We start from the raw sequence: 18,127 nt of genomic DNA, 5'->3' as shown, positions 1-18,127 counted from the left end.
CGGGCGGCGGTTCACGGCAGCTCCTCGGGTCGGAACCGCAGGTCGCGGTCGAGCACCTGGTGCGCGACCACGGGCAGGGTCAGGTCCAGGGCGAAGGCGTGGGCGCGCAGCAGCGCGAGCGCGTCGTCGGCCGTCACCGCGAGCTGGGCCATCACCATCCCGACCGCCTGGTGGATCAACGACCGCTCGTCCCAGGAGGCGGCGGGCGGCGGCGCGCCGGGGACGATGCCGTCGAGCACCGCCACGGCGATCACGTCCGCGACGAACCCGAGGTCCTCGAGCGTCCCGGTGAGCGCCCCGGGCCGGGAGCGGTAGAGGGTGAGCACGCCGAGCACGCCCGCACCCGCGTGCAGCGGCACGGCGGTGAGGCTGAGCGCGGCGGTCTGCCGGGCCGCCATCTCGGCGAACGTCGGCCAGCGGGTGGCGGGGTCGGCCAGCGTGGCGCTGAGCGCGACGTCGTCCCGCAGCACGTCGGAGGACGGGCCGTGCCCGACCACGTCCTGGATCTGCTCGATGCGGGCGGCCGTGTCGTCGGTCGCCCACAGCACCGACCGGCCCACGAACGTGCGGTGGTCCGGGGCGAGCGCCAGCGAGGCGCCGTCCGCGTCGGAGACGGTGCGTGCCGCCTCGCAGAGCCGGCCGACCAGCGGGGCGCCGTCGGACTGGTCCACGGCGGCCGACGTCAGCGTCGCGAGCAGCGTCGACCGGTCCACCATCGTCGCCACCCTCCGCTGCCCCTGGCATGGTCAGCCCGGCTCGTGCCAGCCTACCGACCCCCGGTCGCGCCCGCGCCGGGAACCGGCGCGGGCGTCCTCGCACCGGTTGCACGCCGGTCGGTGCGGTGTGAACCTGACCCGGTCGGCGGGCGGGAGGGGGCACCATGACGGAGGCGGGTCACCTGCAGCAGGACACCCTGCTCGACGAGCACCTCGACCTGTTCGTGACGCGCGCGGCGTACCACCTGGGCGCCGACCTCAGCTGCAGCATCACGGTGCTGGACGGCGCGGACGTGCGGCGAGCGGCGAGCAGCGACCCGCGTGCGGCGCACTGCGACGAGGTCGAGGCCGCCGAGCGCGTGGGCCCGTGCGTCGACGCGATGGGGACGCTGCAGGCGGTGCTCGTGCCGGACGTCGCGCAGGAGACCCGCTGGCCGGCGTGGGCGGCGACGGCGCGCGCGCTCGGCTTCCGCACGGCGGCCGCCTTCCCCTCCCACCTGGACGGCCACGCCGGCGCCGCGCTGAACGTCTACGGCGACCGGCTGCAGGAGTGGGACCGGGCGACGCTGGTGCGGTGCGACGTGTACGCGCAGATGATCGGCACCGTGGTGGACCTGTGCCTGCGGACCGAGGAGCTCGACCGGCGCCGCGCCGCGTTGCAGGAGGCGCTGGCCGCGCAGGCGGCGATCGACCGTGCCGTCGGCGCGGTGATGGCCACCGCCGGCTGCGATGCCGCCGAGGCGCTGCACATCCTCACGACCGCCTCGCGGGACGGCGGCGCGGACCTGCCCGACATCGCCCGGACGGTGCTGCAGGACCTGGTGGACCGGCCCGCTCGCTGAGGGGCCGCGACGCCGCGGGAATCAACCGCGGGGTCCGCGGGTTCGGAACCAGTGCGCGCCTCCCTTCCGGGCGCCCAGGCGCCCGCGCGCACCGACCACGAGCACCCACCCGCGAGGGAGACCCATGACCACGCACGACGACACCGCCCTGCGCGAGCGCCCCGCGCCGCGCGAGACGCCGGCGCCCGACCGGCTGTCCGCCGGCGACAAGACCCTGATCGGCCTGCTCCTGGTGGCCGGCTTCACCGTGATCCTCAACGAGACCGTCATGGGCGTCGCCCTGCCGGTGCTGATGCGCGACCTCGGGGTCTCCGCGGCCACGGGCCAGTGGCTGACCACGGGGTTCATGCTGACGATGGCCGTGGTCATCCCGGCCACCGGGTTCATCATGGGCCGGTTCCGGCTGCGCCCGATCTTCCTCACCGCGATGAGCCTGTTCACCGCCGGCACCGCGATCGCCGCGATGGCCCCCGGGTTCGGGGTGCTGCTGGCGGGGCGCGTGGTGCAGGCCAGCGGGACCGCGATCATGCTGCCGCTGCTGATGACGACCGCGCTGACCCTGGTGCCGCCGAGCATCCGCGGCCGCACCATGGGCACGATCTCGATCGTCATCTCGGTGGCGCCGGCCATCGGCCCGACCATCTCCGGCCTGGTGCTGTCACAGCTGTCCTGGCGCTGGATCTTCATCGTCATGCTGCCGGTCGCGCTGATCGCGCTGAGCCTCGGCGCGTGGAAGGTCCGCGACGTCACGGAGCCGCGGCCGACCCGCCTGGACGTGGTGTCGCTGCTGCTGTCCGCCGTCGGGTTCGGTGCGTTGATCTTCGGCCTGTCCAGCATCGGCGAGTCCGCCGGCGGCCACGTGCTGGTCGCCCCGTGGATCCCCATCGTGGTCGGCGTGCTCGCCCTCGGTGTGTTCGCGCGGCGCCAGATCGGCCTGCAGGGTTCGGCCGACGGCCCGCTGATGGACCTGCGGGTGTTCACGCACCGCTCGTACACGGTGTCCGCGCTGGTGCTGATCATCGGCTTCATGGCCATGTTCGGCGCCCTGATCGTGCTGCCGATCTTCCTGCAGCAGGTGCTCGAGCTCGGCACGCTGGAGACCGGCCTGCTGCTGCTGCCCGGCGGCCTGGTGATGGGGGCGCTGTCCCCGGTGGTGGGCCGGCTGTTCGACCGGGTCGGCCCGCGGCCGCTGGTCACCCCGGGCGTCGTCGCGCTGAGCGCGGCGCTCTGGCTGCTCAGCACCCTGCACCCGGGCACCACGACCGTCGCCGTGGTGGGCGTGCACGTGCTGCTGAGCGTCGGCCTGGCGTTCATGATCACGCCGCTGTTCACCTCGGCGCTCGGCTCGCTGCCGCGGGAGCTGTACGGCCACGGCAGCGCCATCGTCAACACGCTGCAGCAGCTGGCGGGCGCCGCCGGCACCGCGCTGTTCATCACGGTGCTGTCGACGACCACCGCGTCGCGGGTGGCCGACGGCGCGGACACCCTGTCCGCCACCGCGGACGGCGTGCAGGCCGCGTTCATGTGGGGCGGCATCGTCGCCCTGGTCGCGGTCGCCGTGTCGCTGCTGGTCCGGCGGCCGCCGGTCACCGCCGACGCCCCGGTCGCGATGCACTGACGCCGGAGCGCCCCGCACGGGCCGGTGACCACCACGCGGTGGTCACCGGCCCGTCGTCGTCCTCAGCGGTAGCCGTCCCACAGCGGCGACGGGAACAGCACGGCCTCGAACCGGGCCCACTCGTCGCGCAGGTCCACCGGCGGCAGCCGGAACAGCCGCACCTGCGCGCCGTCCATCGCCTCGATGACCATCTCCACCAGGTCGCGCAGCCCGTCGAACGGGCCGACCTCGGGCGGCAGCCGCCACGCCGTCTGCCGGTACAGGTCCCAGGTGAGATCGGGCCGGGCGGCGAAGTAGTCGTGCGCGGGGTGCCCGGGCGAGGCGGCCTCGGCACCGAGCACCATGGAGAGCTTCATCAGCTCGGGCCGGGTCGCGTTGAGGTCGACGAGGTACCGGAAGTAGCCGGGCAGCGACGGGCCGTCGGGGTGCGTCGCCGCGGGGTCGCCGGTCGCGACGTAGTCGTCCGGCTGGCCGCGCAGGTCGTACCGCTGCTTGACCAGCAGCTCGAGCAGGCCCTCCTTGCTGCCGACGTGGTGCAGCAGGCCGGCCTGCGTGATGCCGACCTCGCGCGCGACGTCCTGCAGCGAGACGCCGTAGAACCCGTGCCGGGCGACCAGCACCGTGGCGGCCTCGACGATCTGGGCGCGCCGCTGCTCCGGCGTCAGCCGCACCCGGTGGCGGGCGGCGGGGCGGTCGTCCTGGGTCGGGCTCACGTGCGCGGGTCTCCTGGTCGTCGGTCGGCTGCCCGCGACCCTAACCTCCCGGCGCGCCCGTGCGGGACGCGCCGGGAGGGGCCGCCGCTCAGGACTCGAGGACCACCAGGTCCCAGCCGCCGACCGTCAGCTCGTCGCCGGCGGCGACGTCGCGGTCGCCCAGCAGGTCGCGCCCGGCCACGGGGGCCGCCAGCGTCACCGGTGCGCCGGAGTAGTTCAGCAGATACGTCACGGCGCGCCCGGCCGCGTTGGTGCCGCGGCGCACGGACACCGTGCCGGCCAGGTCCTGCGTCCAGTCGGCCACGCCGGCGTCGCGGATCGCGAGCGCGAGCACGGCCCGGAGCAGCTCCGGGGACGTCATGGTGCCGAGGTGCAGCGCCGACCCGGTGCCGACCCGGTGCCGGGTCACCGCCGCGTAGCCGCCCCAGGCGGGATGGTCGTAGGACGCCAGCACCTCGGCGCCGTCCGGGCGCAGCAGCTCCATGAACGTGCGCGCGCCGGCCTCGGCGCCCGGCGCCCCGGCGAGGTCGCCGTGCAGCGCCAGCCCCACGCCGTCCGGGACCGTGAACTGGTTGTACGTGACGCCGGTGACCTCGGTGAGGCCGTGCGGCGCGGTGTCGTGCCAGACCTGGACGTGCTCGTCGGCGACCGCCGTGCGGAACGTGGTGACCAGGTGCCCGCCGCCGCGGACGTACGCGTCCAGCCGGTCGACGGTCGCCTGCCCGGCGGCGTACAGCGCGGGCACCACCAGCAGGTCGTACCGGCCCAGGTCGGCGTCCTCGGTGGAGACGAAGTCGACCTCGACGTTCAGCTCGAACAGCGCGTCGTAGACCCAGCGCAGCACGTCGTTGTAGCCCAGCGAGCTGCCGAACACGCCGTCGACGAACCCGGTCTCCAGGGTGAACCACCGCAGCGCCGTCAGCGCCTCGTTGCTCACCATGACCGCGACCCGGTTCTGCTTGCGCAGGTGGATCAGCGACGACCCGACGCGTGCCGCCTCGGCGCCGAACACGCCGGCCTCCTCGTACGTCGGGTTGCTCGCCAGGTCGTGGCTGAGCAGGCCCTTCCAGTACGTCTCGAAGGAGTGGTGGATGGAGTGCCAGTGCCAGTACATGACGCCGTCGGCGCCGCTGGCGAGGTGGCTGTACGCCTGCAGGCGCAGCTGGCCCGGGTACGGCAGCCACGCGAGCTGGCCCTGGGCCTGCGTCTCGAGCACCAGGTAGTTCTGGCCGCCCTTGATGGACCGGGTCATGTCGCCGCCGAACGCGATCTCCTTGCCCGTGAGCCGGTCCTGGGTCGGGTGGTAGATGTCCACGCCCGCGACGTCGACCGCCGCGGCGGCCCGGAAGTGGTCGACCGACGGCTGCAGGCCGTAGGACCAGCCGGGGCTCCAGTCGAAGTCGAAGTTCTGGGTGACGAACTGGTCGGCGCGGGCGTACTCGCGCACGATCCCGGCCTGCCAGCCGAGGAACTCCTCCACCAGACGGCGCCGGAACGCCTCGAACGCCGCTCCCAGCGAGCCGTTGATCGTCCCGCGGACGTCCGGGAAGTCCTCCCACGCGTCGACGCGGTTGGACCAGTAGTCCAGGCCGAACGCGCGGTTCACCGCGTCCAGGTCGCCGTCGAACTCGGCGCGCAGGTGCTTGACGAAGGCGCGCTGCACGGCGGGGCCGGCCGTCCCGTAGTGCTTCGTCTCGTTGTCGATCTGGAACCCGATCACGCCGCGACGGTGCGCCGTGCGCCGCATCAGCTCCCGGATGACCCGCTCCGCGTGGAACAGGTAGGCCGGGTTCGTGATGTCCATGATCTGCCGCGCGCCGTACCGGCCCTCGCCGGCGTCCGTCGTCGCCAGCACGTCGGGGTACGACGCCACGAGCCAGGCCGGCACCGCGTAGGTCGGCGTGCCGACGATGACGTGGATGCCGGCCCGCTCGAACGCGTCCAGCGCCCGGTCCACGTGCGTGAAGTCGAAGACGCCCGGCTGCGGCTCCAGCGTGCTCCACGTCGACTCCGCGATGCGGACGACGGTGATGTGCGCCGCCTTCATCATCTCGACGTCGGTCTCGATGCGGTCGGTCGGCATGTACTCGTCGTAGTACGCCGCGCCGAACAGCAGCTCGTCCACGCACTCCACCCTTCGTCGCGCGAGATCCGGGCACGCGTCGACGCGGGTCCGGCCGGTCCGTCGTCGGACCGGCCGCCACTCTACCTACTGATCAGTAGGTAGTGGAACCGGGTGAACCGGGTCAGGGCTTGAGCGGGTCGTGCCCGACGGACATCAGCCGGTGGCGCCAGGCCGCGTCCCCGGCGGTCGGCTCGGGCTCCTCGCCGCGCAGCGACCGCACGGTGTCGACGACGGACCGCATCACCTGCGCGTCGTCGGGCGTCAGGTCCGTGCGCCGCTTGCCCAGGACCGCCAGCACGCCCTGCGACCGGTCGGGACCGGCCTCGTCGGGCAGCGGCTCGGTGTCGGTGCCCGCGTCGCGGGTCATGAGCCAGTCCTGCAGCTCGCGGGACGTCATGTTCACGACGTCGTGGAACTCCTGCCACAGCTCGTCGTCGATCTCGGCGTGCGCCACGGTGCCTCCCTCGAGGATCGCGTCCCGGCGCCGGGTCCCCACGCCGGACCTCCACGTTAGGACGGGCCCGGCCGGACGGCACCCGCAGCCTCCCCGAGATGCCCCGCGGCTGGTCCGGGCGGAGGATCGCCGCACCCGCCGTGCAACCAGCCCGCGGCGTCGAGGGCGGCCACCCGCGCCGCCGGAGGAGGGTCACCATGCGTGCTGTCGTCTACCGCGGACCGCACCAGGTCGAGGTCACCGAGGTCCCGGACGCGCGGATCGAGGAGCCGACCGACGTCCTCGTCCGCATCACGACGACCAACATCTGCGGCTCGGACCTGCACATGTACGAGGGCCGCACCAGCGTGGAGGAGGGCAAGGTCCTCGGCCACGAGAACATGGGCGTCGTCGAGGAGGTCGGCCCGGCCGTCTCCCGGATCAAGGTCGGCGACCGGGTCAGCGTGCCGTTCAACATCGCCTGCGGCACCTGCCGGAACTGCCTGCAGGGGTGGACGTCGTTCTGCCTGCGGACCAACCCGATCGAGGGCATGGCCGGCGCGGCGTACGGCTACGCGAACATGGGCCCGTACGACGGCGGCCAGGCCGAGCACCTGCGGGTGCCGTACGGCGACGTGAACCTGCTGAAGCTCCCCGGGGGCACCGAGCACGAGAACGACTTCACGATGCTCAGCGACATCTTCCCGACCGGCTGGCACGGCACCGAGCTGGCGCGGATGCAGCCCGGGGACGACGTCGCCGTGTTCGGCGCGGGCCCGGTCGGCCTCATGGCCGCGCACAGCGCGCTCATCCGGGGCGCGTCCCGGGTGTTCGTCGTCGACAAGGAGCCCGACCGCCTGCGGCTCGCCGCGAGCATCGGCGCCGTCGGCGTCGACTTCTCCGCCGGCGACCCGGTCGAGCAGATCCTGGACGCCACGGACGGCCGCGGCACCGACTGCGGCGTCGAAGCGGTCGGCTACCAGGCGCACGACCCGTCGGGGCAGGAGCACCCGGAGCTGGTGCTCGACAACCTGGTCGCGGTCGTCCGCGCGACCGGCGGCATCGGCGTCGTCGGGGTCTACATGCCCGAGGACCCGGGTGCGGCCGACCCGGGTGCGCAGGAGGGCCGGATCGGCTTCGACTACGGCACGTTCTTCACCAAGGGCCAGCACATGGGCACCGGCCAGGCCCCGGTGATGCGGTACAACCGCCAGCTGCGCGACCTGATCGTGGCGGGGCGCGCGACGCCCTCGTTCATCGTGTCGCACGAGCTGCCGCTGGAGCAGGCGGCCGAGGGCTACGAGCGGTTCGACAACCGCGAGGACGGCTGGACCAAGGTGCTGCTGCACCCCGGCGCCACGGGCACCACCGCCTGATCGACTCGACTCTGCCGGCGGGCGGTGCCCTGACCAGCACCCCCGTCACGGGACGGGTCCGGCGGCACGACCGCCGGGCCCGTCCCCCTGGTGTCAACGGCCCGCGGGGGTGAAACTGTGTGCCTGTGCAGCGCTGCGCAGCGTGCCGCACCAGGCGAGGTCGAACCATGAACACCCCCGCTGGCGACGAGTCGGTCCGCATCGACGCCGACGCGTCGCTCGACGCCCTCATCCACACCCTCACCACGCACGCGGGCCGCACGCTCGGCGTCGACGCGCAGGCCTGCGCCACCGCCACCGTGCGCGGCGTCGACCGCTGGCTCTCGGCCGGCTCCGTGCAGGTCGCCCGCTGCGACGGCGCGCAGGACCGGCACCGCCAGGGACCGCGGTACGAGCTCCGGGCCACCGGTCGTGCGGTGGTGGTCCCCGACGTCGCGGCGGAGCGCCGCTGGCCGGTCTGGACGCACGCCTGCGCGGTGCAGGGCTTCCGGTCCGCGGGCGTCGTGGCCGGCACCCACCGGGACGTCACCGTCTACCTCGCGCTCTACGGTCCGGGATCGTGCCCGTGGGACGAGATCGTCGCCCGCGCGACCGGGCTCGCGGAGGGCCTGGCGTCCGTGGTCGCGGCGCGGGACGAGGTGATCGCGCTGGCGCAGACGATGGACGACCTGCTGGCCTGCAGCCGCACCCAGCCGCTGATCGACCGCGCGATCGGCGTGGTCATGGCGCAGCGCGGGTGCGACCCGTCGGAGGCGATCGCCTACCTCAAGCACGCGTCGCTGGACGGCGACGCGCGCGAGGTCGCCGCCGGGCTGATCGCCGGCGCGATGGCCGACCGGCCGGCCGGGCCGCTGCCGGGCGTGCCCTCGACCCGCGCGGGGCTCACCGGCGTCGCCTGACCTCGCGCCACGCCGCGCCACGCCGCGCCGCGCCGCGCCGCGCCCCGCCGCGCCCCGCCGCGCCCCGCCCCGCCGCGCAGGGTCGCGCGGGCGCCGAGGTGGCAGGTCCGGCCTGACCACGGTGCCCCGTGCACAGGCGACCGGTGTCATCTCGGCGGTCGCGCGACGCGAGCCGTGCGGACCCGGTCGCGCGCGGGCGGCGGCGGGGTGAGACTCGCCCTGTCCGCGGGTCCTGAGGTGGGCCCGCGCCCTCGCTCTCGGCGGAGGTGACGTGTGGCCAGCCAGAGGTCCCCGCGGCCGCGGTTCTTCACGGCGTACTCGTTCGGCATCGTGACCGGTGCGCTGTTCCTGTTCTCGTGGGCCGGGCAGTTCGTGTTCCAGATGATCGAGCAGCGCAACGAGGCGGCCCAGCACGGGCAGACGTTCTCGTGGTCGGAGTTCGCGCCGGCGTTCCTGTCGTCCACGTTCGAGAACTGGCAGTCCGAGTTCCTGCAGCTGGTGTGGCAGGCGGCCGGGCTCGCGCTGTTCTACTTCTGGGGCTCGTCGCAGTCCAAGGAGGGCGACGAGCGGCTCGAGGCCAAGGTGGACCGGCTGCTGACCGAGCGCGGCATCGACCCCGCGGAGTTCGAGTACCGCGAGGAGGCCGACGCCGAGCGGCAGGAGCACCAGGCCTGAGTACAGTCGGCTCGTGCCGAACCCGCCCGAGCAGTCCGTGGTGCACGTGGACGGCGGCGACCTCGGCTGCGCGCGGCTGCTGGTGCTGCTGCGCGCCCGGGCGCTCGAGCTGCCGGCCGGCACGGTGGTGCACCTGACCACCTCGGACCCGGTGGCCCCGATCGACCTGCCCGCGTGGTGCCGCATGACGGGCCACCGCTACCTCGGCCCGGTGCCGGGCGGCCCGCCGCCGGCGACCTACGCGATCGAGGTCGCCGCCGCCCCCCGCCCCACGGACCCGGACCGCCCCTGGCACCCGCAGCCCTGACCGGTCCCGGCCCCGCGCTGGACAGTCGTCGAGTGTCCACAAACGTGGTCGGTACGGGCGATATGTCCGCTGGTTTGTGGACATTCGACGGGCGCGCGGGCTCGGGCGCAGGTCGCGCGCGGTGTCAGTCCAGGCCCGCGGCCGCCTCGGCGGCCTCGATGCCGCGGAGCCAGTCGCGCTTGCCGGCGCGCCAGCCCTCGTCGTCGGTGCCCAGCCGCCAGTAGCCGGAGATCGACAGGTCGGTCGTGGGCATGCCGCGGTCGACCCGCAGGTACCGGCGCAGCTCCCGGACGGACCCGGCCTCGCCGTGCACGAACGCGTGCACCCGGCCGTCGGGCCAGGCCCAGGCGCGGACGGCCTCGACCAGGCGGGCGCCGGGCGCGGCGTCGCCGGCGTGCACCCAGTGCAGGGCCATGCCGTCGGGCACGTGCAGCGGCACCTCCTCGGCGCGGTCCGCGACCTCCAGGAACGCGACGCCCGTCGCCGCGGCCCCGAGCCGCTCCAGCGACACGGCCACGGCCGGCAGCGCGGAGGCGTCGCCCGCCAGCAGGTGGTGGTCCGCGGTGAGGTCGGGGGAGTACCCGCCGCCGGGGCCGATGACGACGACCTCGTCGCCGGGCTGCGCGGTCGCCGCCCACGGGCCGGCGATGCCGGCGGTGCCGTGCACGACCAGGTCGACCGTCAGCGTCAGCTCCAGGTCGTCGTACGCGCGCACCGTGTAGGTGCGCATCCGCGGCTGGGCGTCGGCGGGCAGCGCCGCCCGCGCGGCCTCCAGGTCCACCCGGCCGTCGGGCGTCGACCACGCGGCGAGCACGTCGGCGCCGGACGCAGTGGCGCCCGCACCGGGCAGGAACACGAGCTTGACGTAGGAGTCGGCGTGCGGCGACGGGACGTAGCCGGGCACGGCCAGCGTGAGCCGGACCATGGCCGGCGTCAGGTGCTCGGAGCGCAGCACGGTGGCCCGCAGGGCGGGCGCGCGCGGGCGGCGCGGAGCGGGAGCGGTGGGCTCGGTCGAGGTCACGCGGGTAGCACCTTCCGGTCGCAGACGGGGTGCCGGGCGGAGCGGCGTGGGACGGCGCCGGGGCCCGGGGGCGTGGCCGGTGGCGCCGGGTCGAGCGTAGGTGGTGCGGGCGGGACGCGTCACGCGGAGTGCGACCGGCCCCAGGTGTCGACGTCGGCGTTCAGCCGGGTCAGCAGCCGGGCCAGGTCCGCCCGGTCCGCGGCGGGCCAGGCGTCGAGGATCTCGCCGTAGAGCCGGGCGCGGACGTCGCGGGTCGCCGCGAGCGCGTCGAGGCCGGCCTCGGTCGGCTCGACCAGGGTGACCCGGCCGTCGGCGGGGTGGGCGCTGCGCACGACGTGCCCGGCCTGCTCCATCGCGAGCACCTGGCGGGTCACCGTGGACGGGTCCAGCCGGAGCGCGTCCGCGATGGCGTTGACGCTGGTGGCGCCCTCCTCGGCGAGCACGCCGAGCACGAGGTAGGCGGACCGCTCGAGCTCGCCGCGCGCGCGGCTGGCGGAGCGCCGCGTCCGGTCGGAGAGCCGCAGGAGCATCGCCACCTGGGCCTCGATCGTGCGCACCGCGTCGTCCGGCTGCTGCATGGGTCCACCGTCCTCCTCGTCCCGGCTGCGCAGTCTGCCACGGCCCGCTGGAGAGAAGCGTGTACGATACAGGTATCTACGTTCCGCCACCGACGCGAAGGACCCGCATGGCCAGCCGGCACCCCGAACCGCACCGCACCGCCATCTACGCCACGGCGCTGACCGCCTTCTTCGCGATCGCCGGCATCGCCGTCGTCGACCCGATCCTGCCGGTCATCGGCGAGGAGATCGGGGCATCCACCTGGCAGATCGAGCTGCTGTTCACCGCCTACCTGATCGTGATGGCGGTGGGCATGATCCCCGCGGTCATCGCGACCGGCCGGTACGGCTACCGCAAGGTCCTCGCCACCGGCGTCACCGTCGTCGCGGCCGCCGCGCTGCTGGCGGCGCTCTCCGGCAACATCCTCGAGCTCGCCGTGCTCCGCGGGCTGTGGGGCCTGGGCAACGCGATGTTCTTCGCCACCGCGATGGTGCTGCTGGTGGCGCTCGCCACCGACCGCGAGTGGGTGGTCGAGCTGTTCGAGACCTGCGTGGGGCTCGGGTTCGCCGTCGGCCCGCTGATCGGCGGCCTGCTCGGCCAGATCTCCTGGCGCGTGCCGTTCGCCGCGTGCGGCGTGTTCATGCTGGTGGCGCTGGCGATGTCGGTCACCCGGCTGCGCGACCCGCAGGACCCGCCCACGGCGCTCACGCTGCGCGACGTGTGGCAGCCGTTCCGCCGCCCCGCGTTCCGCACGCTGTGCGTGGTCACCGCGGCGTACAACTTCGTGTTCTTCGTGATCCTCGGCTACACCCCGGTGTTCCTCGGCCTGGACGTGGTCCCGCTCGGCCTGGTGTTCACCGCGTGGGGGATCGGCCTGGCCGTCGGCATCCTGGTCGTCGGGCACCGGCTGGCGCACCGCGTCGGCGCCGTGGCGACGGTCGGCATCGCGATCGGCGGGCTGGTGGTCGCGCTCGTGCTCCTGGCCACGAGCGTGGGCACCGCCGAGGCGGTCGTCGTCCTGGTGCTGGCGGGGGTCTGCATGGGCATCGCCAACGCGAACCTCACCGACCTCGCGCTCGGCATCGGCGGCGCCGAGCGCCGCACCACCACGGCGGCCTTCAACCTGGTCCGCTGGGGCTTCGCGGCCCCGGCCCCGGTGATCGCCGGCCTGCTGCACCCGGTCAGCGCGACCGCGCCCTACTGGGTCGGCGCGGGCGTGCTGGTGATCGGCGTCGTCGCGTTCGCCTGGAAGGGCCAGGGCATGGCGCACGCCGTCGGCGAGCGGCTGACGTGGCGGCGGTGGGACCGCGCGGCGCGCGCCGTCGAGGGCACCCCCGAGGAGGCCCTGGGCGAGGTGTGAACCCGCTGGGAACCGCAGCGGCGCACCGGCCGTTGACCCCCACGACCGCGCTCCACGGCCACGACGGCCGGGTGGCGCGGTCGTGCCGTGCCCGGAGGCCTCACCGGACCGCACGGCGCACCGACTCCGGCCCGCACCGGGCCACGACCGTGGAGCGCGCATGTCCCGTCTGACCCGGCTCTCGCTGGCCAACCGCGCGGTCATCGCGCTCGTCACCGCGGCGATCGCCGTGTTCGGCGTGGTGAGCCTCGGCTCGCTGAAGCAGGAGCTCATCCCGTCGCTGCAGATCCCCACGGTCGCCGTGGTCGCGGCCTCGCCCGGCTCCGCGCCGGACCTGGTCGAGCAGCAGGTCACCGAGCCCGTCGAGGCGGCGCTCGCGGGCATCGCCGGGGTCGAGGACGTCGAGTCCACTGCGTCGACCGGCCTGTCGTCGACGACGGTGATGCTGACCTACGGCACGGACACCGGGGACGCGGCGCAGGACGTGCAGCGGGCCCTGGAGCGCGCGGCGACGACCCTGCCCGACGACGTCGAGCCGCAGGTGATCACCGGCTCGATCGACGACCTGCCCGTGGTGCAGCTCGCGGTGAGCGCCGGCGACGACGCCGCCGAGGTCGATCCCGCGTTCGTCGCGACCCTGAACGACCAGGTGCTGCCGCGGCTGCAGGAGATCGAGGGCGTCCGGGACGTCAGCCTGACCGGCACGGCCGAGGACCTGGTCACGGTCGACCTGGACCTCGCGGCGGCGACCGCCGCGGGCGTCTCCCCGGCGGCCGTGACCACGCTGCTGCAGGACTACGGCGTGGCGCTGCCCGCCGGGTCCGTCGACGACGGCGACCGCACCCTGTCGGTGCAGGTCGGCGCGGTGCTGACCTCGGTGGACGAGCTCCGCGCGCTGCCGCTGGCCGCCGCGACGGGCGCGCCGGTCGTGCTCGGCGACGTCGCCACGGTGTCCGAGGGCACGGCCGAGCCGACCTCGTACTCCCGCCTGGACGGCAGCCCGGCGCTGGGCATCGCGATCACCAAGACGCCCGAGGGCAACACCGTCGAGGTGTCGCACGGCGTGACCGAGGCCCTGGACGAGCTGTCCGCCGTGGTCGGCGACGACCAGGTCGCCGTGGTGTTCGACCAGGCGCCGTTCATCGAGGAGTCGATCCACGGGCTGGCGACCGAGGGCGGGCTCGGCCTGGTGTTCGCGGTGGTCGTGATCCTGGCCTTCCTGGCGTCCGTCGCCTCGACGCTGGTGGCCGCGATCTCCATCCCGCTGTCGCTGCTGGTGACGTTCATCGGCCTGCAGGTCACGGGCTACTCGCTCAACATCCTCACGCTCGGCGCGATGACCGTCGCGATCGGGCGGGTGGTCGACGACTCGATCGTCGTCATCGAGAACATCAAGCGGCACCTGTCCTACGGCGAGGGCAAGCAGGCGGCGATCCTCACCGCCGTCCGCGAGGTCGCCGGCGCGATCACCGCGTCCACCATCACGACCGTCGCGGTGTTCCTGCCGATCGGCCTGGTCGGCGGCATGGTCGGCGAGCTGTTCCGGCCGTTCGCGCTGACCGTGGCAATCGCGATGACCGCCTCGCTGCTGGTGGCGCTGACCATCGTCCCGGTGCTCGCCTACTGGTTCCTCCGTGCGCCGAAGGGCGAGCACGCGGGGGCCGACCGCGAGGCGGCCGAGGCGCGCGAGCGCCGCGGCCGGATGCAGCGCGGCTACCTCGGCGCGCTGCGGGCCGCGCTCGCGCACCCGGTGTGGACGCTCGGCATCGCGGTCGCGGTGCTCGGCGGCACGCTGGCTCTGGCCCCGCGCCTGGAGACCAACTTCCTCGACTCGACGGGGCAGGACACCGTCACGGTCACGCAGACCTTCCCCGCCGGGACCTCGCTGGCCACGCAGGACGACGCCGCGCGGGACGTGGAGCAGCAGCTGGCCGACCTGGCCGGCGTGCAGACCGTGCAGACCACCGTCGGGTCCGCCGGCGGCGCGGCGGCGTTCTTCGGCGGCGGCGGCGCCCCGACGGCGACCTACGCGCTCACCCTCGGCGCCGACGCCGACGCGACGGCGGTGCAGGACACGATCCGCGACGAGGTCGAGCCGGCCGGCGACAGCACGATCGGCGTGTCCGGCGGCGACGCCGCGTACGGCAGCTCGACGGTCGACGTGGTGGTCCAGGCCGCCGACGCCGGCACCCTCGCGGACCTCGCGGCCCAGGTCGAGGAGACGGTCCGCGGCGTCGACGGCACCACCGACGTGACCAACGACCTCGCGGCCGAGCAGCCGACCGTCCGCGTCCAGGTCGACCGCGCGGCGGTGACGGCGGCCGGCCTGACCGAGACGCAGGTCGCCGGCACGCTGGCGGGGATGCTCAGCCCGCAGCCCGTGGGCCAGGTCGACCTCGGCACCGGCCCGGTGGACGTCGTGCTGCGCACCGGGCAGGTCCCGGCCACGGTCGACGAGCTGCGCGCGGTGCTCCTGCCGACCGCGGCCGGCGTCGTCCCGCTCACCAGCGTCGCCTCGGTCGAGGTGGTCGACGTCCCGACCTCGGTCACCCGGATCGACGGGCAGCGCGCCGCGACGGTGTCGGCCACGCCGGCGGGCCAGGACCTCGGCACGCTGACCGCCGACCTGCAGGCCGCGGTGAACGGCATCGAGGTGCCGGACGGTGCCTCGGTGACCATCGGCGGCGTGTCCGCCGACCAGCAGGACGCGTTCGCCGACCTCGGCCTCGCGCTGCTGATCGCGATCGCCATCGTCTACGTGGTGATGGTCGCGACGTTCCGGTCCCTGCGGCAGCCGCTGGTGCTGCTGGTGTCGGTGCCGTTCGCCGCGACCGGTGCGCTGATCGGCCTGCTGGTCACGTCGACCGCCCTCGGGGTGCCCGCGCTGATCGGCGTGCTGATGCTGATCGGCATCGTGGTCACCAACGCGATCGTGCTGATCGACCTGGTCAACCAGTACCGCCGCGACGGCGTCCCGCTGGCCGAGGCGGTCGTCGAGGGGGCGCGGCACCGGCTGCGGCCGATTGTCATGACGGCGGCCGCGACCATCTGCGCGCTGCTGCCGATGGCGTTCGGGCTCACCGGCGGCGGGGTGTTCATCTCCAAGCCGCTGGCGATCGTCGTCATCGGCGGGCTGCTCAGCTCGACGCTGCTGACCCTGGTGCTCGTGCCGGTGCTCTACACGCTGACCGAGCGCCGCGGCGAGCGGAAGCGCGTCGCGGCGGCCGGGGCGTCAGCGCCCGACCAGGCCTGACTCGTAGGCGAGCACGACCGCCTGCACGCGGTCGCGCACGCCGAGCTTCGCCAGGATCCGCCCCACGTGGGTCTTCACGGTGGCCTCCGACAGGAACAGCCGCTCGGCGACCTCCGCGTTCGACAGCCCCTCGGCCACCGCGAGCAGCACCTCGCGCTCGCGGTGGGTGAGGTCGTCGATCCGGGCGTCCGTGCGCGGCGCGGGCCGGGCGTCGGCGGTCGGCAGCTCCTCGGAGAACAGCTCGAGCATCCGGCGGGTCACCCGCGGCGACACCACGGCGTCGCCGGTGGCCACCGCCCGGATCGCGCCGGTCAGCTCGGCCGGGCGGGCGTCCTTCAGCAGGAACCCGCTGGCGCCCGCCCGCAGCGCGGCGAACGCGTACTCGTCCAGGTCGAAGGTCGTGAGGATCAGCACCCGGGACCGCGCGCCCGAGGCAACGATCCGCTCGGTGGCCTCGATGCCGTTGGTGCCGGGCATCCGGACGTCCATCAGCACCACGTCCGGGTCCAGGGCGGCGACCTGGCGCAGCGCCTCGGCTCCGTCGCCCGCCTCGCCGACCACCGTCAGGTCGTCCTCGACGTCCAGCACCATCCGGAAGCCCATCCGCAGCAGCGGCTGGTCGTCGACCAGCAGCACGCGGACGGGGCCGGTGCGCTCCGGGGCGGATCCGTCCGGGCTGGCGGTCACGCGGGCTCCTCGGGGTGGGTCTCGGTCGTGCGGTCGTCGGTGCGCAGCTCCACGTGCACCCGCCAGCCGGCCCGGTACGGCCCGGCGGCGACGGTGCCACGGTAGACCGCGGCGCGCTCGCGCATGCCGACCAGCCCGCGCCCGGTGCGCGCGGGCAGGCCCGCCGGGGCGGTCGCGACGTCGGGCTCCGCGTCGGTCCGGGCGTCCAGGGGGTCGTCCCGCCGCTCGGCCAGGCGCCCGCCGATCCGGCTCAGCCGGCCGGGTCCGTCGTCGTCGGCACCGGCCACGGGGTCCGCCGCGCCGCCGTCGTCCACCACCTCGATGCCGACCCGGCCCGCGCCGTGCCGCACCAGGACGTCGACGCGCGCACCCGCCCCGGCGTGCCGGAGCGCGTTGGTCAGCGACTCCTGCACCACCCGGTAGACGGTCAGCGCGAGCGCGGCGTCGTCGAGCAGCGCCGGGCCGGCGGTGGTCAGGTGCACGGTCAGGCCCGCGGCCCGGAACTGCTGCACCAGCGCCTCGAGGTCCTGCGAGCCGGGCTGCGGCTCCAGCGGGACGTCCGCGCCGCGCAGCACCCCGAGCATCCGGCGCATGTCGGCCAGCGCCGCCCGCCCGGTGTCGCCCACCAGGTCCAGCGCGCGCTCGGCGTCGTCGGGGGAGCGCCGCACGGCCACGCGGGCGCCGTCGGACAGCGCGATCATCACCGTCAGCCCGTGCGCGACCACGTCGTGCATCTCGCGGGCGATCCGGGCCTGCTCGGCGGCCGCGGCGAGCTTGGCGTGCTGCTCGCCGGCGTCGACCAGCTGCTGGTGCCGGTCGACGAGCGCCCGGGTGTGCAGGCGGCGGCTGCGCACGTTGGACCCGATGGCCAGGGCGATCAGCCCGGCGACCAGGATCGACCCGATGTCGGCGTTCATCTGCGCCGCGGCGGGGCGCAGCACGGCGCCCCACAGCAGGAACGCCGCGAGCACGGCCACGCTCGCGCTGCCCAGGAGCAACCAGCCCTGGCGCTGCGGCCGGGTCGCCGCGACGACGTAGAGCGCCAGCGCGAAGCCGACGTCGAGCGAGCCGATCGAACCGGTGAGGACGACCTGCAGGGCGGCGAGCGCGCCGAGCAGCACGGCGACCCGGACCGGCCACCGGCGGCGGAACCACAGGGCCACCAGGGCGATCACGACCAGCACCGCGGACAGCGCCGCCACCGTCGCGGAGATGCGGACGTCGCCGCCCTGGTCGACCGCGACGTTGGGCCCTGCCGTGTCGACGACCGGGCCGACGTCCGACACCGCGCCGATCGCGAAGAACAGGCAGACCAGCACGTCGGACGCGCGCGGGTGCTGCGCGAAGTACCGGCGGACGCGGCCGAGGCGGCGGGCGTCCAGCTCGGTGAAGGTGACCGGTGCGAGGCCGGGGTCCTGGCTCAACGGTCCCTCCGGGTCCGGTCGCGGTGGTGATGGCGCTGCTGGTCCTGCTGCTGGTGCGTGCGGCGTCGTCGCATCGTAGGTGCGCCACGCGCCGCGCCCCCGGCCTCGGCGCACCCGTGG

Annotated in this window: 16 protein-coding genes; 8 read left to right on the top strand and 8 right to left on the bottom strand. The window is 74.8% G+C overall.

Going from position 1 to position 18,127, the window contains the following annotated elements; all coding sequences use genetic code 11:
* Positions 1-11: 11 nt before the first annotated feature.
* Positions 12-716 carry an ANTAR domain-containing protein gene (locus tag AC1050_RS07320; protein WP_482386692.1) on the bottom strand — a complete coding sequence of 235 codons (705 nt, stop codon included), beginning with the start codon at positions 714-716 and terminating at the stop codon, positions 12-14.
* 164 nt (positions 717-880) lie between these two features.
* Between AC1050_RS07320 and AC1050_RS07315 the strand changes: the two genes are divergently transcribed.
* Complete coding sequence (locus tag AC1050_RS07315; protein WP_482386691.1) at positions 881-1,558, top strand: GAF and ANTAR domain-containing protein; 678 nt, start codon at positions 881-883, stop codon at positions 1,556-1,558.
* Positions 1,559-1,682: 124 nt separating this feature from the next.
* A complete protein-coding gene (locus AC1050_RS07310; RefSeq protein ID WP_482386690.1) occupies positions 1,683-3,176 on the top strand; it encodes an MDR family MFS transporter in 1,494 nt (497 codons plus the stop codon).
* A gap of 62 nt (positions 3,177-3,238) precedes the next feature.
* On the opposite strand, the gene AC1050_RS07305 is transcribed toward AC1050_RS07310, so the two are convergent.
* The 3 genes from AC1050_RS07305 to AC1050_RS07295 form a co-directional block, all read right to left on the bottom strand.
* On the bottom strand, positions 3,239-3,889 hold the full coding sequence (locus AC1050_RS07305) for a TetR/AcrR family transcriptional regulator (protein ID WP_482386689.1): 651 nt from the start codon (positions 3,887-3,889) through the stop codon (positions 3,239-3,241).
* Between the two features lie 88 nt (positions 3,890-3,977).
* Positions 3,978-6,014: a beta-galactosidase gene (locus tag AC1050_RS07300; RefSeq protein ID WP_482386688.1), complete on the bottom strand. Its 2,037-nt coding sequence runs from the start codon at positions 6,012-6,014 to the stop codon at positions 3,978-3,980.
* Positions 6,015-6,135: 121 nt separating this feature from the next.
* Positions 6,136-6,510, bottom strand: coding sequence for a DUF3140 domain-containing protein (locus AC1050_RS07295; protein ID WP_482386687.1), 375 nt, complete (start codon positions 6,508-6,510; stop codon positions 6,136-6,138).
* A gap of 155 nt (positions 6,511-6,665) precedes the next feature.
* Here AC1050_RS07295 and AC1050_RS07290 point away from each other — a divergent pair, with 155 nt between their 5' ends.
* From AC1050_RS07290 to AC1050_RS07275, 4 genes are all read left to right on the top strand, one after another.
* The gene (locus AC1050_RS07290) at positions 6,666-7,823 is read left to right on the top strand and encodes a glutathione-independent formaldehyde dehydrogenase (protein ID WP_482386686.1); all 1,158 of its coding nucleotides are present in this window, start codon (positions 6,666-6,668) and stop codon (positions 7,821-7,823) included.
* A 167-nt stretch (positions 7,824-7,990) separates the two neighbouring features.
* Positions 7,991-8,722: an ANTAR domain-containing protein gene (locus AC1050_RS07285; protein WP_482386685.1), complete on the top strand. Its 732-nt coding sequence runs from the start codon at positions 7,991-7,993 to the stop codon at positions 8,720-8,722.
* Between the two features lie 273 nt (positions 8,723-8,995).
* Complete coding sequence (locus AC1050_RS07280) at positions 8,996-9,397, top strand: DUF6766 family protein (protein ID WP_482386684.1); 402 nt, start codon at positions 8,996-8,998, stop codon at positions 9,395-9,397.
* A 13-nt stretch (positions 9,398-9,410) separates the two neighbouring features.
* Positions 9,411-9,704, top strand: a complete 294-nt coding sequence (locus AC1050_RS07275; protein ID WP_482386683.1) for a sulfurtransferase TusA family protein — start codon at positions 9,411-9,413, stop codon at positions 9,702-9,704.
* A 124-nt stretch (positions 9,705-9,828) separates the two neighbouring features.
* On the opposite strand, the gene AC1050_RS07270 is transcribed toward AC1050_RS07275, so the two are convergent.
* Positions 9,829-10,725 (bottom strand): siderophore-interacting protein, encoded by an 897-nt coding sequence (locus AC1050_RS07270; protein ID WP_482386682.1) that lies wholly within the window; start codon positions 10,723-10,725, stop codon positions 9,829-9,831.
* 119 nt (positions 10,726-10,844) lie between these two features.
* On the bottom strand, positions 10,845-11,303 hold the full coding sequence (locus tag AC1050_RS07265; protein ID WP_482386681.1) for a MarR family winged helix-turn-helix transcriptional regulator: 459 nt from the start codon (positions 11,301-11,303) through the stop codon (positions 10,845-10,847).
* Positions 11,304-11,410: 107 nt separating this feature from the next.
* Between AC1050_RS07265 and AC1050_RS07260 the strand changes: the two genes are divergently transcribed.
* Complete coding sequence (locus AC1050_RS07260) at positions 11,411-12,643, top strand: MFS transporter (RefSeq protein WP_482386680.1); 1,233 nt, start codon at positions 11,411-11,413, stop codon at positions 12,641-12,643.
* Positions 12,644-12,803: 160 nt separating this feature from the next.
* A complete protein-coding gene (locus AC1050_RS07255; protein ID WP_482386679.1) occupies positions 12,804-15,896 on the top strand; it encodes an efflux RND transporter permease subunit in 3,093 nt (1,030 codons plus the stop codon).
* Here the strand turns inward: AC1050_RS07255 and AC1050_RS07250 are convergent.
* Positions 15,876-16,499: a response regulator gene (locus tag AC1050_RS07250; protein WP_482387257.1), complete on the bottom strand. Its 624-nt coding sequence runs from the start codon at positions 16,497-16,499 to the stop codon at positions 15,876-15,878. The genes AC1050_RS07255 and AC1050_RS07250 overlap by 21 nt on opposite strands.
* 80 nt (positions 16,500-16,579) lie before the next feature.
* Entirely contained in the window at positions 16,580-18,007 is a 1,428-nt protein-coding gene (locus AC1050_RS07245; protein ID WP_482386678.1) for an ATP-binding protein, read from the bottom strand.
* Between the last annotated feature and the right edge of the window lie 120 nt (positions 18,008-18,127).

The organism is Cellulomonas sp. NEAU-ZC6 (assembly GCF_056844425.1).
This window is presented reverse-complemented; position numbering and strand designations above follow the sequence as displayed.

What these genes read in the sequence shown, in the direction of transcription:
- AC1050_RS07250 (WP_482387257.1), bottom strand. Translation starts at nt 16,499, where the DNA reads ATGGGCTTCCGGATGGTGCTGGACGTCGAGGACGACCTGACGGTGGTC.
- AC1050_RS07265 (WP_482386681.1), bottom strand. Translation starts at nt 11,303, where the DNA reads ATGCAGCAGCCGGACGACGCGGTGCGCACGATCGAGGCCCAGGTGGCG.
- AC1050_RS07290 (WP_482386686.1), top strand. Translation starts at nt 6,666, where the DNA reads ATGCGTGCTGTCGTCTACCGCGGACCGCACCAGGTCGAGGTCACCGAG.
- AC1050_RS07315 (WP_482386691.1), top strand. Translation starts at nt 881, where the DNA reads ATGACGGAGGCGGGTCACCTGCAGCAGGACACCCTGCTCGACGAGCAC.
- AC1050_RS07320 (WP_482386692.1), bottom strand. Translation starts at nt 716, where the DNA reads ATGGTGGACCGGTCGACGCTGCTCGCGACGCTGACGTCGGCCGCCGTG.
- AC1050_RS07310 (WP_482386690.1), top strand. Translation starts at nt 1,683, where the DNA reads ATGACCACGCACGACGACACCGCCCTGCGCGAGCGCCCCGCGCCGCGC.
- AC1050_RS07255 (WP_482386679.1), top strand. Translation starts at nt 12,804, where the DNA reads ATGTCCCGTCTGACCCGGCTCTCGCTGGCCAACCGCGCGGTCATCGCG.
- AC1050_RS07285 (WP_482386685.1), top strand. Translation starts at nt 7,991, where the DNA reads ATGAACACCCCCGCTGGCGACGAGTCGGTCCGCATCGACGCCGACGCG.
- AC1050_RS07260 (WP_482386680.1), top strand. Translation starts at nt 11,411, where the DNA reads ATGGCCAGCCGGCACCCCGAACCGCACCGCACCGCCATCTACGCCACG.